This is a genomic window from Pseudomonas sp. PLB05 (genome assembly GCF_021106615.1).
GTDB lineage: Bacteria > Pseudomonadota > Gammaproteobacteria > Pseudomonadales > Pseudomonadaceae > Chryseomonas > Chryseomonas benzopyrenica.
On sequence record NZ_JAJOHO010000003.1, the window covers coordinates 278,248 to 291,311 of the forward strand.

The 13,064-nt window shown below is 62.2% G+C and carries 14 protein-coding genes and 1 tRNA gene; 8 read left to right on the forward strand and 7 right to left on the reverse strand.

Annotated elements, in window-relative coordinates; translation table 11 throughout:
• The first annotated feature begins 6 nt into the window (after positions 1-6).
• Together LRS53_RS14020 and LRS53_RS14025 are read left to right on the forward strand one after the other, a co-directional pair.
• On the forward strand, positions 7-867 hold the full coding sequence (locus LRS53_RS14020) for a pirin family protein (RefSeq protein WP_231356328.1): 861 nt from the start codon (positions 7-9) through the stop codon (positions 865-867).
• Between the two features lie 55 nt (positions 868-922).
• Positions 923-1,264: an FKBP-type peptidyl-prolyl cis-trans isomerase gene (locus LRS53_RS14025; RefSeq protein ID WP_231356329.1), complete on the forward strand. Its 342-nt coding sequence runs from the start codon at positions 923-925 to the stop codon at positions 1,262-1,264.
• A 13-nt stretch (positions 1,265-1,277) separates the two neighbouring features.
• On the opposite strand, the gene LRS53_RS14030 is transcribed toward LRS53_RS14025, so the two are convergent.
• Complete coding sequence (locus LRS53_RS14030) at positions 1,278-1,466, reverse strand: hypothetical protein (protein ID WP_231356330.1); 189 nt, start codon at positions 1,464-1,466, stop codon at positions 1,278-1,280.
• 224 nt (positions 1,467-1,690) lie between these two features.
• Complete coding sequence (locus tag LRS53_RS14035; protein ID WP_231356331.1) at positions 1,691-4,384, reverse strand: glycoside hydrolase family 5 protein; 2,694 nt, start codon at positions 4,382-4,384, stop codon at positions 1,691-1,693.
• 443 nt (positions 4,385-4,827) lie between these two features.
• Here LRS53_RS14035 and xth point away from each other — a divergent pair, with 443 nt between their 5' ends.
• Positions 4,828-5,616: an exodeoxyribonuclease III gene (gene xth, locus LRS53_RS14040; protein WP_231356332.1), complete on the forward strand. Its 789-nt coding sequence runs from the start codon at positions 4,828-4,830 to the stop codon at positions 5,614-5,616.
• 6 nt (positions 5,617-5,622) lie between these two features.
• Here xth and LRS53_RS14045 read toward each other — a convergent pair whose 3' ends face one another.
• Entirely contained in the window at positions 5,623-6,015 is a 393-nt protein-coding gene (locus LRS53_RS14045; protein WP_017640340.1) for a hypothetical protein, read from the reverse strand.
• Between the two features lie 252 nt (positions 6,016-6,267).
• On the opposite strand from LRS53_RS14045, the gene LRS53_RS14050 reads away from it, so the two are divergent.
• On the forward strand, positions 6,268-7,113 hold the full coding sequence (locus LRS53_RS14050) for a sigma-54-dependent transcriptional regulator (protein ID WP_160923051.1): 846 nt from the start codon (positions 6,268-6,270) through the stop codon (positions 7,111-7,113).
• Positions 7,114-7,239: 126 nt separating this feature from the next.
• On the forward strand, positions 7,240-8,250 hold the full coding sequence (gene rfbD, locus LRS53_RS14055; protein WP_269216731.1) for a dTDP-4-dehydrorhamnose reductase: 1,011 nt from the start codon (positions 7,240-7,242) through the stop codon (positions 8,248-8,250).
• Positions 8,251-8,320: 70 nt separating this feature from the next.
• Here rfbD and LRS53_RS14060 read toward each other — a convergent pair whose 3' ends face one another.
• Entirely contained in the window at positions 8,321-9,889 is a 1,569-nt protein-coding gene (locus LRS53_RS14060) for a catalase (protein WP_231356334.1), read from the reverse strand.
• 260 nt (positions 9,890-10,149) lie between these two features.
• On the opposite strand from LRS53_RS14060, the gene LRS53_RS14065 reads away from it, so the two are divergent.
• Together LRS53_RS14065 and LRS53_RS14070 are read left to right on the forward strand one after the other, a co-directional pair.
• Positions 10,150-10,425, forward strand: a complete 276-nt coding sequence (locus tag LRS53_RS14065) for a hypothetical protein (RefSeq protein ID WP_231356335.1) — start codon at positions 10,150-10,152, stop codon at positions 10,423-10,425.
• A gap of 74 nt (positions 10,426-10,499) precedes the next feature.
• Positions 10,500-10,706, forward strand: coding sequence for a carbon storage regulator (locus LRS53_RS14070; RefSeq protein ID WP_231356336.1), 207 nt, complete (start codon positions 10,500-10,502; stop codon positions 10,704-10,706).
• 21 nt (positions 10,707-10,727) lie between these two features.
• Here the strand turns inward: LRS53_RS14070 and LRS53_RS14075 are convergent, their stop codons facing one another.
• Positions 10,728-11,198, reverse strand: coding sequence for a hypothetical protein (locus tag LRS53_RS14075; protein ID WP_231356337.1), 471 nt, complete (start codon positions 11,196-11,198; stop codon positions 10,728-10,730).
• Between the two features lie 577 nt (positions 11,199-11,775).
• Here LRS53_RS14075 and LRS53_RS14080 point away from each other — a divergent pair.
• Positions 11,776-12,060, forward strand: a complete 285-nt coding sequence (locus tag LRS53_RS14080) for a hypothetical protein (protein WP_231356338.1) — start codon at positions 11,776-11,778, stop codon at positions 12,058-12,060.
• Positions 12,061-12,118: 58 nt separating this feature from the next.
• Here LRS53_RS14080 and LRS53_RS14085 read toward each other — a convergent pair.
• Positions 12,119-12,208: transfer RNA gene (locus tag LRS53_RS14085), tRNA-Ser, on the reverse strand.
• Positions 12,209-12,288: 80 nt separating this feature from the next.
• Positions 12,289-12,999 carry a phosphoribosylaminoimidazolesuccinocarboxamide synthase gene (gene purC / locus LRS53_RS14090; protein ID WP_007162774.1) on the reverse strand — a complete coding sequence of 237 codons (711 nt, stop codon included), beginning with the start codon at positions 12,997-12,999 and terminating at the stop codon, positions 12,289-12,291.
• Positions 13,000-13,064 lie beyond the last annotated feature (65 nt).

The window sequence follows — 13,064 nt, forward strand, 5'->3', positions numbered from 1 at the left end:
CCCCGCATGACCGCCCGTACCCTGCTGCACCGCCATCCCGCCCGGCGTGACGACATCGGTGACCTCCAGACCCGCCGCCCGCTGCCGGGCCCCGGCCTGCCGCATCTGGATCCCTTCCTGTTCCTCAACCACCACGGTCCCCAGGTCTATCCGCCGCACAATGCCGGCCTGCCCTTTGGTCCTCATCCCCATCGCGGCTTCGAGACGATCACCTTCATCCTCGCCGGTTCGCTGGCCCACCGCGACAGCGGCGGCCACGAAAGCGTCATCGAAGCTGGGGGCATCCAGTGGATGACCGCGGGCAGCGGTTTGGTGCATGCCGAACTTTCTCCCGCCGCCTTCAAGCGCGATGGCGGCGACCTGGAGATCCTGCAGCTGTGGGTCAATCTCCCCGCCCGCCTCAAGTTCACGCCACCGGCCTACCAAGGCGTCACTGCCGAAGCCATGCCGCTGATCGAAGAGGATGAAGGCCGGGTGCGCATCCGACTCACCTCCGGCACTCACCAGGGTGTCCAGGGCGCCGTACAGACGCCGACGCCCATCACCCTGATGACCGTCGAGATCGCCCCCGGCGGCCGCGCCAGCCTGCCCGCTCCCGCAGGTGCCACGGTGTTCTGCTATGGCGTCCGCGGCACCCTGCAGATCGCTGGCCAGGACGAAGCCCCCTGGCAGCTGTTCCAGTTCGCCGACGACGGCGACCAGATCGAAGTCGCCAGTCGCGACGGCGCGGTACTGCTCTATGGGCATGCGGCGCCCTTTGCCGAACCCATCGTCGCCCACGGCCCCTTCGTCATGAACAGCGCCGAGGAGATCCGCCAGGCAATCCGCGACTATCAGGCGGGCCTGTTCGGCGAGGTGCCGGAGTGAGTCAGCCATAAGAGCACGCTCAGGCTAGAATCCGGCTTTTGCCGGGAGCGCAGCGATGAGTGACGAAGTGCGGATCGAGGATCTGGTAGTGGGTGACGGCAAGGCGGTGGTCAAGGGCGCCCTGATCACCACCCACTACAAGGGCTGGCTGGACGACGGCACCCTGTTCGATTCGTCCCGTGCCAAAGGGCGGCCCTTCAAGTGTGTGATCGGCACCGGCCGGGTGATCAGGGGCTGGGACCAGGGGCTGATGGGCATGCGGGTGGGCGGCAAGCGGCGCCTGGAGGTACCGGCGGCGCTCGCCTATGGCGAACGTCAGGTCGGTGCTGTGATCAAGCCGCACTCCAACCTGAGGTTCGAAATCGAGTTGCTGGAAGTCCTGACGCGGGACGATTGATGCCTGACCGACTTCAGTTCGGCGCCTTGGTAATCCGGCGTACCAGCTCGAGTTGGGCTTCGAGCACGCTCAGCCGGGCAAACTCTCGGGTGTAGATGACGAATTGCTCCTGAAAGCTCTGCCGGCTCCGGGCGAGATCCTGTCGATGACTGCGAATTTGCTCTTCGAGAGTCTGCAGCCGCTGCTGGGTGGTTTGCGTCATGGCACCTACTCCTTGTGCTTGTGGTGTCAAGCGGACTCTAACCGTGCCCTGACAAATCGAGCTAGAGCCGTTCGTCGTCCCTTAAACCACCGCTACAGAGCCGTTTCGTCTCGCTGATGCGCTTCCGTGCTGCGTGAAAGGCGCGTGTTTCCTTACCAATCGGTCAAGAAAAAAGGCGACGAACCTCAAGAGGTTCGTCGCCTTCAGGATAGGCTCAGCGAACGCTAGCGCGGTCCTACCGCCGTGCAACTGTTGCTGGCATCGACGTACTTCTTCAGGGTCGGCCACTGCGGCCGCTCCACGCCATTGACCGGCTCCACCGCCAGCGCGGCAGTTCCCCAGCCCGGACCCGCCGCCCAGTACGTCAGCGGCATGCAGTTCTGCTGTAGGTAGGCCAGCAGATTGTCGGTAGCCGTCAGCCAGCGGCTGTCGCCAGCCGGTACGCCGAACTCGGCGATCATGCCGCGCTTGCCATTGCGCTTGAGCCATTCGACGAAGGGCTTGACGCGATTGACCCCCACCTGCGGATCGAAGTTGTTCATGTTCTGCGCGGCGTAGGTGCCACTGCCGTCCTCATCGAGGTAGACGTTCGCCGCGTAGATGATGTTGTTGGCCGGATCCTTCAGATTGAGCAAGGCATTGCTCGCGCTCGGCCAGTTGGCCGCGCTACCCCAGGCATTGCCCTGGACGATCACCGGGTGGGTGCGGTCCATGGTACGCACCCCGTCGATGCCGGACTGCGCCGTCACCGGCCAGCTGCTGTCGGCGCCATTGGGCTTGCCCATGATGTCATAGCCATAGAGCGCGGCATGGTTGCCCCACTGGTAGGCCAGACGGTACATCAGATCCCAGTAGTTGAAGTTGGTGACGGTACCGGTGCCGATCAGGGTGCCCTTGTAGCGGCCGCCGTTGTCCAGCGCCAGGATCACCTTCATGTTGTACTTCTTGGCCAGCTCCAGCACCTGGGTGACCTGCTGGGTGTACGCCCCTTCCAGGCTCCCGAAGAAGCGCGTCTGCAGACGTTCCCAGATCAACGGGAAGCGGATCAGCCGTACGCCCTTGGCGCTCCACTGCTGGAAATGCGCCTCGCCCGGCATGATGTAGTTGACGTTGAGCACCCCTGGCAGGCTCTGGGGCGCGAAGGCGGCACCCGAGAAGTTCAGCCCCACCAGATTGAGCTTGGCGCCATTGGCGGGTGTCCCCGCCGACCCTGTCGGCGTCGCCGCGGAACCGGTCGCCGGCGTGGTCACGCCCGAGCTGCCGGTGCCGGTCGCGGGCTTCACCTCGACCACCGGCGCCGTCACGACCGGAGTCGTGCTGCCCGAGTTGCTGCCCGAGCTGGTGCTACCGGTGTTGCCCGCACTGCCCGTGCTTCCCGTACCACCGGTCGAACCGGTCGTGGCACCCGGCACCGTCGCCGGCGTGCCAGAGGTGGTGGTACCGGTCTTCAGGGTCTTGGGATAGCCATAGGCATTGCCGTCGAGCTGCGGGCTCTCGATGAAGACACTCATGTTGCTGCCGACGACCTGGGCATAGGTCACCTTGTAGCTCTTGCCATCGGCCGGCGTGATCTGCGCACCCACCTTGAAGGCGCCCACATTGGCAGCCGAGGCCGGAATAGAGAAGCCGGCGGCCTTGCGATAGACGCCATGCAGCCAGTCTTCGTTGGTGAAATCGTTGATCGCGGTGGTCACCCCGGTCGTGGTGGAGCCTCCGGTATTGCCGCCGCCCGCGGCGGGAGCCGCGCCCGAGCTGCCACCGCTGCTCGAACCGGTATTGCCGCTGCTGGAACCACCGCTGCCGCCGGTGGCACCAGTGCCGCCACCCGTGGCCCCGGTGCCGCTGGCCGGGGTGCTGCCAGTACTGCTGGCGAAGGGACCGATGGCGGTGCAGCTGCTGTCATCGATGTACTTGCGCAGGGTCGGCCACTGCGGCCGGTCGGCGCCATTGATCGGCTCCACCGACAGGAAATAATTGCCCCAGCCCGGGCCGGCGGCCCAGTAGGTGGCGGGAATGCAGTTCTGCTTGAGATAGGCCAGCATCCGGTCCATCAACGGCAGCCAACGGGGATCGTTATCCGGCACGCCGAATTCGCCGATCATGCCCTTCTTCTTGTTCTTCTTCAGCCACTCGACGAACGGCCGAACACGCTCCACGCCGTAATCCTGGCTCAGCTTGCCGACATCGATCCCGGTGTAGTTGCCGCCGGCGCTCTCGTCGAAATAGGAGTGCGCCTGGAAGATCAGGTTGTCGGAAGGATCCTTGAGCGCCAGCAGGGAGTCGTTCCACAGCGGCCAGCGGGTCGCCTCCGACCAGCCGTTGCCTTCGATCATGATGGGCTTGGTCTTGTCGAACGCACGGACCCCGTTAATGCCGTACTGGGCGGCGATCGGCCACTGGGCCATGGAGTCGTGGGGCTCGTTCATGATGTCGTAGGCATAGAGCGAGGATTGGCTGCTCCAGCGCTGCGCGATCCGGGTCATGATCTCCTGATAGCGCTCGTAGGGAACCGCCGCGCTGCCGATCACCGATCCGCGATAGAAGGTGTAGTTGTGCAGATCGAGGATGATGCGCATGCCGTACTTCTGCGCATTGGCGAAGGTCTGGTCCACCAGCGCCGCATAGGTCGGGTCCAATGGACCGCCCAGCACGGGTTGCAGGCGCTCCCAGATGATCGGGAAGCGAATCAGCTTGATGCCCTTGCCACTCCACTGCTTGAAGTAGGCTTCGACGGGAAAGATGTAGTGGGTACCGTTGACACCCGGTAGTACCTGTCCGGCGAAACCGGCACCGGACAGATTGAGGCCCACCAGATTGACCTGCTCGGCCTTGGCACCGGCAGCCAGGGTCAGGGCGGCAACGAAGGGCAGCACCCGGGCTGCCCTGCGGGAAAACTTCAGGAAGGATGGATTCATCATCACCAACTGCGCTAAATCGACAGCGCGCTCCCTGAACACTGGCCGATATGAAGTGAGAGAAGAGTCGCGCGCAGGAAATTTGGCACGACGTTGCCTCCAGGCAGGTTGACCTATACAAGCCACATGCCAACTTCATCAGCAATTATGATGGCCACTATTTAGACATCACGGCAGAATAATAAAACCCTTTGTTTTTATTGAATTTTTTAAAATTTCCGCTCATCGACTCAGAAGGGTGAATCCATTCACCTCCGTTTTCCCAGCACCATACTCCCGCCCGCCGTCAAATTTACTTCCGCCATATTGGAACAACCGCCAAAAAGTTCCCTAAGGTGCCAAAAAAAGTAAGTCACAAATTAATGCGAAGTTGATCACATAATGGTACAAGAGGAACTGGCTATATCAGCGCCGGGTCATGGCTATAACCGACTCAGGAGCGACCCATGACCGCCCTCACCCTTGCCACCTATAACGTCAATGGCATTCGCGCTCGACTGCCCATCCTCCTGCAGTGGCTGGAGCGGGAGCAGCCCGACATCGTCTGCCTGCAGGAACTGAAGGCCAAGTCCGCCGACTTTCCCCAGGCGGAGCTGGAAGCGGCGGGCTACGGTGCGCTGTGGGATGGACAGCCGTCCTGGAATGGGGTCGCTATCCTGGCGCGGGGCGACCAGCCCCTGGAGATTCGGCGGGGCCTGCTGGGACTGGCCGACGATCCGCAACGCCGCTATCTGGAAGCGGCGGTCAAGGGCGTGGTCGTCGCCAGCCTCTATCTGCCCAACGGCAACCCCTGGCCTGGTCCTAAATTCGACTACAAACTGGCCTGGTTCGAGCGCTTCATCGACCACGCTCAGAGTCTGTTGGAGAGTGGTCATCCGGTAGTGCTGGCCGGGGACTACAACGTGGTGCCGACCGACCATGACATCTACGATCCGAAGTCCTGGCGCAAGGACGCCCTGCTGCAACCCGAGAGCCGTGCCTGTTTCGAACGCCTATTACGTCAAGGCTGGCTGGATGCCCTCCGGGCCTGCCATCCGGACGAGGCGATCTACACCTACTGGGACTATTTTCGCCAACGCTGGCAGCGCAACGCCGGCCTGCGCATCGATCATCTGTTGCTGAGTCCGGCACTACAGGATTCCTTGCAGGAAGCGGGCGTGCATCGCTGGGTACGCGGCCTGGAAAAGACCAGCGACCACGCCCCCACCTGGATTCGCTTCAAGGCCCCTGCCTGAGCGCGCTCAGGCGTCGCGCAGCAGATCGTTGGCATTGAGCAGCGCGAAGAGGACTTCCGGACGCTGGTTAAGACCACGGCGCACCGCCGCCGGTATCGACTGATGGAGCTTGCGGCACAGTCCCGGTCGCGGCTGCAATTCGATCAGCATGCCACGGGCGCTGCGTACCTCTCCGGGTCCCGGCCCGATCTCCAGGCGGATGCCAAGCTGTTCCTGCAGGCGCTGCTGCAGTCGCTCCAGCTCAGCTACGCTGGCGATGTTTTCCAGCCGTTCCAGTAGCCGCTGCTCTTCCTGGCGATTGAGCAACAGCGCTCGGGCATCACCGGCGGGGTCCGCCAGAATGGCGTCACGCTCGCAGGTGCAGACACCAGGTGGACAGGGAGCACGCAGGGAAGCCATCTGACCTCGATTCCTCTTCTTCAGGGGCAACAGGAATAGGCCCGTGGCTCCACCCTAGCGATAGTGGCAGCGGTCACGCAATGCAGCCTTGTTGGAAGAGGCAATTGCCGGTCTTCAGCAGACCTTCAGGTCACTACCCGGACTCCCAGAGCTGCGATCAATTCATACCCGATCCGTATAGATAACCAAACGAGCTAAAGGCATAGCTAAAGCTTATTTTTTGGCATAACAACTACCACGTAGGATGATGCTTTGACTGCCTACGACCTCACCATGCCTACGCTCTCGTCCGATCTGCTGATCGTCCCTGCGGATCAGCAAAGTACCCTGACCATCCGCGCCAAAGCACTGGCCTTCGCCGATCCCCGCTCCAGACAGCTGCTCGAACAACTGGACGAGTGGGCACCCTTGCCAAGCCCTGTCGTACTGTCAGGCGAATGGGGAACCGGGCGCGAGCTACTGGCGCGTCGGCTGCACGAACGCAGCGGCCGAAGCGGCCTGTTCAGCAGCCTGAATTGCGCCTCGCTCAGTCGCCGACATGGCGCTGCCGAATTGTTTGGCTATGTCCCCCGGGCCTATGCCGGCACCTCTGGCAGCCGCCTGGGCTGGTTCGGCACCGCTCACGAGGGCAGCCTCTATCTCGACGAAATCGCCGACCTGCCTGGCGCGTTGCAGGAAGAGCTGGTGGAGGTCCTGCTGGACGGCAGCATCCTGCGCCTGGGCAGTAGCTTACGCACAGCCGTGGATGTCCGCCTGATCGCCGGTTCCAGCGTCGACCTGGCACAGGCGGTTCAGGCGGGTAACTTCTCTGCTCGCCTCTGGGCGCTGCTTGCGCCAGGTCTGGTGCCCGTCCCGCCGCTCCGTGAGCGCCCGGCCGACCTGCTACCGCTGGCCCGGTATTTCCTCCAGCAGCACGCGGACCGTCTCGACCGCAGGGCGCCAGAGCTGACGGCCCAGGACCAGGCTGCATTGATCGCCTATCCCTGGCCGGGAAACATCCGCGAACTTGAACAGGTTCTCCATACCGCCTTGCTAACCGCCTCGACGGCAGGGCTGCAGCTTGGCAAGCTGCTGCCATCGTCCTCCGGCACGCGCTGAACTCCGCCGACAGACGGCAGTCCTAGCCGCGTACGCTATTTCGCTCGAGTCCTACCATGACCTCCATGTCCATCCCGTCGATGCCCACTCCGCCATAGCCAGCGGCTGCCATCTTTCTTTGGAAAGATGACCGCAAGCCTTGATTTGTCGCCTCGCGCGGCAGGCCTTGGTGCGTTTGGGAAAAGCCCGAGGCTTTTCAGGAATCGACTTTTTGGACTACGCCTTCAGCTGAGGGCGTTCAGGCAAGGTTTCATGAATATTGTGATCACTGGCCGCTCCGGCCAAGTTTCGCGCGCCTTGCAGCGCGAGTTCGGCAGCACCCATCAATTGACCGTACTGGGTCAGACGGACCTCGACCTCGCCCAGACTGAGCAACTGCGCGCGGCCTTCGACCAGCTGGCACCCGACCTCATTCTCAACGCCGCCGCCTATACCGCGGTGGATCAGGCCGAAGAAGACATCGAGCGTGCCGAGGCCATCAATGCCCGGGCGCCGCAGATCCTGGCCGAACTGGCGCGCGAACGGGATATCCCTTTCGTGCACTACTCGTCCGACTATGTCTTCGATGGCAGGCGCCGCCAGCCCTACACCGAGAGCTGCATCCCAGCGCCTCTCAGTGTCTATGGCCGCTCCAAGCTGGCGGGCGAGCAAGGGGTGCTGGCGGCAGGGGGTCGCGCCCTGGTGTTGCGCACCTCCTGGGTCTACTCCCATGACGGCCAATGCTTCTTCAACACCATGCGCCAACTGCTGGCCGAGCGCGACGAATTGCATGTGGTGGAGGATCAGCTCGGCGCCCCCACCTGGGCCCCTACCATCGCCACGGCCACTCGCCAACTGGTCGAACGCCTGCTGACGCACGACGACGTCGGTGGCCTCTATCACCTGACCAATGCGGGTCAGACCTCCTGGTACGGCTTCGCCGCCGCCATTGCCGAACGCCTGGATCAACGCGGCGAGCTGCGCGCGCGTCTCTATCCCACCACGACCGAACATTACCCCACGCCGGCGACGCGACCGCTTTACTCCTGTCTCGACTGCAGCAAGGTCGAGGCGGTTCTGCCGAGCGCCCTGCCGGACTGGCAGGCCGACTTCGACCGCTGCTGGGCGCGGTTAGAAAGCGATAGAACGCTGAATTGAGCGGGCCGGACCCCGGCGGCGCCTGTCCGCCGGGCCGCCTCGGTTTCAGCCGCAGGCGATGGCGTCCCCCTCAACGGCTTTCCCGTTCCCCACCCTGGTAGGTGGCTTCCGCTACGTCCTCGTTGGGCGCAGGATGGCCCGGCAGATTCGGTAGCGCTTTGGCCCTTTCCAAGTCGATGCCGGCGCCCTGGGCCACCTGGGTGCCATAGTCCGGGTCGCAATGCCAGAAGTGCCAGACCATCCGCAGCTGGATGTCTTCGGGACAGGCCTGCATGTCGGCAACCAGGTTGGCGATGAGATCGTCCCGCTCCCAGTCTTCGAAGCTGCGATAGCGCGCGCCGGTCTGCTGGTAATCGGCAGCCGTCTTGCGAGATTGATAGCGCCCCAGATGGCCCTCGATCCACTGACGATACTCGTGCTGCGGCCGCGGCGCCTCGCGCAGGCCACCCTGGGAGCTGGGTTCGTAATTGACGTGGGGATTGCTCCCGCTGCGATCCACCTGCAGCGCCATCTGACCATCGCGCTGATTGGTGGCGTAGGGGCATTTGGGGCCATTGATCGGCAATTGCAGATAGTTGGCGCCGACCCGATAACGCTGGGTATCGGAATAGGACAGGGTCCGCCCTTGCAGCATCTTGTCGTCGGAAAAGTCGATGCCCTCTACCAGCACGCCCGTGCCGAAGGCGGCCTGCTCGGTTTCGGCGAAGACGTTCGAGGGATTGCGATCCAGCACGAGCCGGCCCACCGGCAGCAGGGGAAATTGGTCCTCCGGCCAGCGCTTGGTGTCGTCCAGGGGATCGAAGGGTAATTCGTCGTGTGCCTCGTCCGCCATGATCTGCACGCACATCTCCCACTCGGGATGATCGCCGCGCTCGATGGCATCGTAGAGATCCCGACTGGCGTGGCCCACGTCGTACTTTTGGATCTCGGCTGCCTGCTCGCTGGTGAGATTCCGGATGCCCTGCTTGGGCTCGAAGGAGAACTTGCACAGCACCGCCACGCCCTGGTCGTTGACCAGCTTGTAGGTGTTCACGCTGGAACCCTGCATGTGCCGATAGTCCGCCGGGATGCCCCAGGGGCTCTTCACCCAGGTCACCATGTGCAGGGCTTCCGGGTGATGCTGGACGAAATCGTAGAAGCGCCAGGGCTCCTGGCGATTGGTGATGGGGTCGGGCTTGAATGCATGGATCATGTCGGGAAACTTGATGGCGTCGCGAATGAAGAACACCTTCAGGTTGTTGCCCACCAGATCCCAGTTACCGTCCTCGGTATAGAACTTGATCGCGAAGCCCCGCGGATCGCGCGCGGTCTCCGGTGACTCCTTGGCACCGATGACGGTGGAAAATCTCAGGAAGACCGGCGTCTTCACCCCGGTCCTGGTCAGCACCTTGGCGCAGGTGTAGCGGCTGGCCGGCTCATCGCCGATGGTGCCGTAGGCTTCGAACCAACCATGAGCAGCGGTCCCCCGGGCATGCACGACCCGCTCGGGCACCCGCTCCCGGTCGAAGTGAGTGATTTTCTCGATGAACTGATAGTTTTCCAGCGTGGCAGGGCCTCGCTCGCCCACGCTGCGCAGGCTCTGATTGTCCCGTACCGGATGACCCTGACGGGTCGTGAGAGTGATCTTGTCGTCGCTCATGGTGGTCTCCAGGCTAGTCACGTCGAACACAGCAGTGACCGGACCCGTCCACAGCAGTTGTCCTCTGTCAGACGAGCTGTCCAGAGACGAAACGGCGCCACGGTCGCTTATGCTGACCACCCGAGGCTCTAGCCGATACCTCTCGTCCGTTCGGCGGAAATTATCGCTGATCGCGCTATCGATCCCATCCAGACTGTTCATCGTCAGTCGATAAGACTCATGGCGATACTCTCCAACAAGAACAGCAGCCGGAGCCTCCCATGGCAGAAGAATATGAAAGCGACCTCCAGCCCTTCTCGCAACCTGCGTGCGAATCCGACTTCAACGAGATGGCCGCAGCCGTTGCGACCGCCATTTGTATGTGGGCGCTGACAACCTTGATCGCGGTGGTCGGGGGCTACCATGGTGGTGTGGTCACCAACACCATCAACCTGCTGGTAGTGGCCGCAGGCACGCTGGGCTACCTTGGGCGACGCTGGCAACTGAGGCGCCGATATCGCTCTGGGCGCCGTACCAGAGCTTTTCCGCAGCGCTAATACTCTGCCTACTGGTTCTCAGCCGGAGCGGAACTGGCTATCATCAGAGCCCTGAAATCATGGCAGGGATGCTCATGTCTTATCTGGTCTTAACCCGTCGCACCGACGAAATCATCAATCTATCCCTGAAACCGGGAGGCGATGAAGAGCAGGTGCTGGATCTGCTGTTCAACGGCGGCATCAATATCCGCATTCTCAAGGTTCAGGGCGATCGCGTGCAGGTGGGTATTCAGGCCCCTGTCGACATCAGCATCATGCGCCAGGAGTTGCTGCCCTTCTAACTCGGCCGGTAGCTGGCGTCGCTACCGCGACCAGGGCGAATGGCGATTGCGCACGTACTCGAAGCGCCCGTCCAGCCCACGCCATTCCACCCCCTGCCATAGCTCCGGTGCCAGCGTCCCTTCCGCCTGCAGATCCGCTCGGTAATGGGCGAAGAACGGTTGGCCATCGCGCAGCACGATGACGTTGTGGCGTTCTTCGATCTGGGCGATCAGATCCAGTACCGCTTCGGCCGAGCGCCCGCCGTTCAGGCAATAGCAACTTCCATACTGGTGAAGCATGCTTTCGAAGCGGTAACGATAGAGGGTGCAGCGATCGGTTTCGAGGTGAACGCTCTGCCCCTTGGCATCCTGCAGGGCATGATGAACGCAGTGATCGCAGTCTTCGAACTCCTGACGCGACTCCACCCACTCACCGAGAAACTGCTTCTTCCACCGCCACACCAGCAGCCCACGATCTTCAGGCCGTGAATACACGCTGACCTTGTAGAACATCGCTCGACTCCTCTTTTATTGTTATGCGCCGAAGTCACCTTCCAAGGTCTGCCGTTTGCCGCTCGCCCCTTGGGATCGCACGCGCTGTGGCGTACGTTTTCAGCATCGCTCCATTTGCCTGGGGCGTCCAGCCATTCCCAGGCGCCGGCCACTACCGCTCGACGGCGCGCAGTTTCGTCGAAGCCATTGCGCTTGGCTGCCGAAAAAGTCGCGGCTTCGTCCAATTTCCATACAAGATGCAAGCGGCGGCACTTGCCGGATCAACTGTTCCAGATCACGGCAAAACCCCGCTCCAGAGCCGGATACAAGACAGGTACAGCTTTTCGTACCGCCTATCAGGCAACTCGATGTGGCCTGCTCAAGGTCTCGGAAGCGGACTAGTATTCAGCCAACATCGGCGCCTGGACAGATTCAAAGGCTCGCGTTAACAAGGCCTTGGCAGGTCCTGGCGTCATGCTGCCGACGCCAGACCGCGCTGCTAACGAGCAGTTGAAGAGGCGCTCCAGAGCGCTCGTCCTTTCGATAGTGATAAAGGCAAAGCTACTCGAAGAACCCCTTATCGACTCAAGGACTTTTTATGTCTGGTCTGGATAGCGACTTCAACGAAGCGCTCCATTACGCCATCAGAAACTGCCCTGCCCGTACGCCTGAGCAACGGGCCGCCATCGACCATGCCGAGAAGGTCATCCGCCAGGGGCCAGCCGCGCTCTCTCCGCTGGAGCGCAAGACCCTGGTCTTGGAACTGGGCTTCTGGCTGGACCGTTACCAGCGCCTGCAGGAATTCTCAGGCCAACGCCTGGTTGGTGCAGCGGCGGAGCCAAGCGGCTGCCTTGCGAACCAGGTCAGGGGCAAGGCTAGCTAGCCAAACGTCAGGCAATAAAAAACCCCGAGGTGCCTGGCACGCTCGGGGTTTCTGGATATGGCGGAGAGATAGGGATTTGAACCCTAGGAGCCATTGCTGACTCAACGGATTTCGAATCCGTCCCGTTCGACCACTCCGGCATCTCTCCAACGCGGCGCATGATACCAGCCATGGGGGCAAAAGCGAACAAGCAATTGCAAAAAAAGCTCTGGTATCAGCGGCTTGCGTTTAGAGTGGGACGCCCAGGCGCTGGGCGACCTCTTCGTAGGCCTCGATCACACCGCCCAGACCCTGGCGGAAGCGATCCTTGTCCATCTTCTTGCGGGTTTCCTTGTCCCAGAGACGGCTGCCGTCCGGGCTGAATTCGTCGCCCAGCACGACCTTGCCGTGGAACAGGCCGAATTCCAGCTTGAAGTCCACCAGCAACAGGCCGGCGTCGTCGAACAGCTGCTTGAGGATGTCGTTGATGCGGAAGGTCAGCGCCTTCATCTCGGCCAGTTGGTCGAGGGTGGCCCAGCCGAAGGCCTGGACATGGCTTTCGTTGACCATGGGGTCGTGTAGCGCATCGTTCTTCAGGAAGAGTTCGAAGGTCGGCGGAGTCAGCTCCAGGCCCTCTTCCACACCCAGGCGGCGGACCAGACTGCCGGCAGCGAAGTTGCGGACCACGCACTCCACCGGAATCATCTCGAGCTTCTTGACCAGGCACTCGTTGTCGCCCAGCAGCTGTTCGAACTGGGTGGGAATACCGGCGGCTTCGAGCTTCTGCATCACGAAGGCATTGAACTTGTTGTTCACCATGCCCTTGCGCTCGAGTTGCTCGATACGCTCGCCATCGAAGGCAGAGGTGTCGTTGCGGAACAACAGGACCAGGCGATCGGGATCGTCGGTGGTGAATACCGACTTGGCCTTGCCACGGTAGAGTTCTGCGCGTTTTTCCATCTTGGACTCCGGTTCGAATGGCTTGCAGGCTGTGGACGAACGCAGGTGAGACGACCGGTTCGGGA

Bases quoted from the DNA above. Each gene is read 5' to 3' on its own strand.
- LRS53_RS14020 (WP_231356328.1), top strand. From the start codon at position 7: ATGACCGCCCGTACCCTGCTGCACCGCCATCCCGCCCGGCGTGACGAC.
- LRS53_RS14025 (WP_231356329.1), top strand. From the start codon at position 923: ATGAGTGACGAAGTGCGGATCGAGGATCTGGTAGTGGGTGACGGCAAG.
- LRS53_RS14030 (WP_231356330.1), bottom strand. From the start codon at position 1,466: ATGACGCAAACCACCCAGCAGCGGCTGCAGACTCTCGAAGAGCAAATT.
- LRS53_RS14035 (WP_231356331.1), bottom strand. From the start codon at position 4,384: ATGATGAATCCATCCTTCCTGAAGTTTTCCCGCAGGGCAGCCCGGGTG.
- xth (WP_231356332.1), top strand. From the start codon at position 4,828: ATGACCGCCCTCACCCTTGCCACCTATAACGTCAATGGCATTCGCGCT.
- LRS53_RS14045 (WP_017640340.1), bottom strand. From the start codon at position 6,015: ATGGCTTCCCTGCGTGCTCCCTGTCCACCTGGTGTCTGCACCTGCGAG.
- rfbD (WP_269216731.1), top strand. From the start codon at position 7,240: ATGACCGCAAGCCTTGATTTGTCGCCTCGCGCGGCAGGCCTTGGTGCG.
- LRS53_RS14060 (WP_231356334.1), bottom strand. From the start codon at position 9,889: ATGAGCGACGACAAGATCACTCTCACGACCCGTCAGGGTCATCCGGTA.
- LRS53_RS14065 (WP_231356335.1), top strand. From the start codon at position 10,150: ATGGCAGAAGAATATGAAAGCGACCTCCAGCCCTTCTCGCAACCTGCG.
- LRS53_RS14070 (WP_231356336.1), top strand. From the start codon at position 10,500: ATGTCTTATCTGGTCTTAACCCGTCGCACCGACGAAATCATCAATCTA.
- LRS53_RS14075 (WP_231356337.1), bottom strand. From the start codon at position 11,198: ATGTTCTACAAGGTCAGCGTGTATTCACGGCCTGAAGATCGTGGGCTG.
- LRS53_RS14080 (WP_231356338.1), top strand. From the start codon at position 11,776: ATGTCTGGTCTGGATAGCGACTTCAACGAAGCGCTCCATTACGCCATC.
- purC (WP_007162774.1), bottom strand. From the start codon at position 12,999: ATGGAAAAACGCGCAGAACTCTACCGTGGCAAGGCCAAGTCGGTATTC.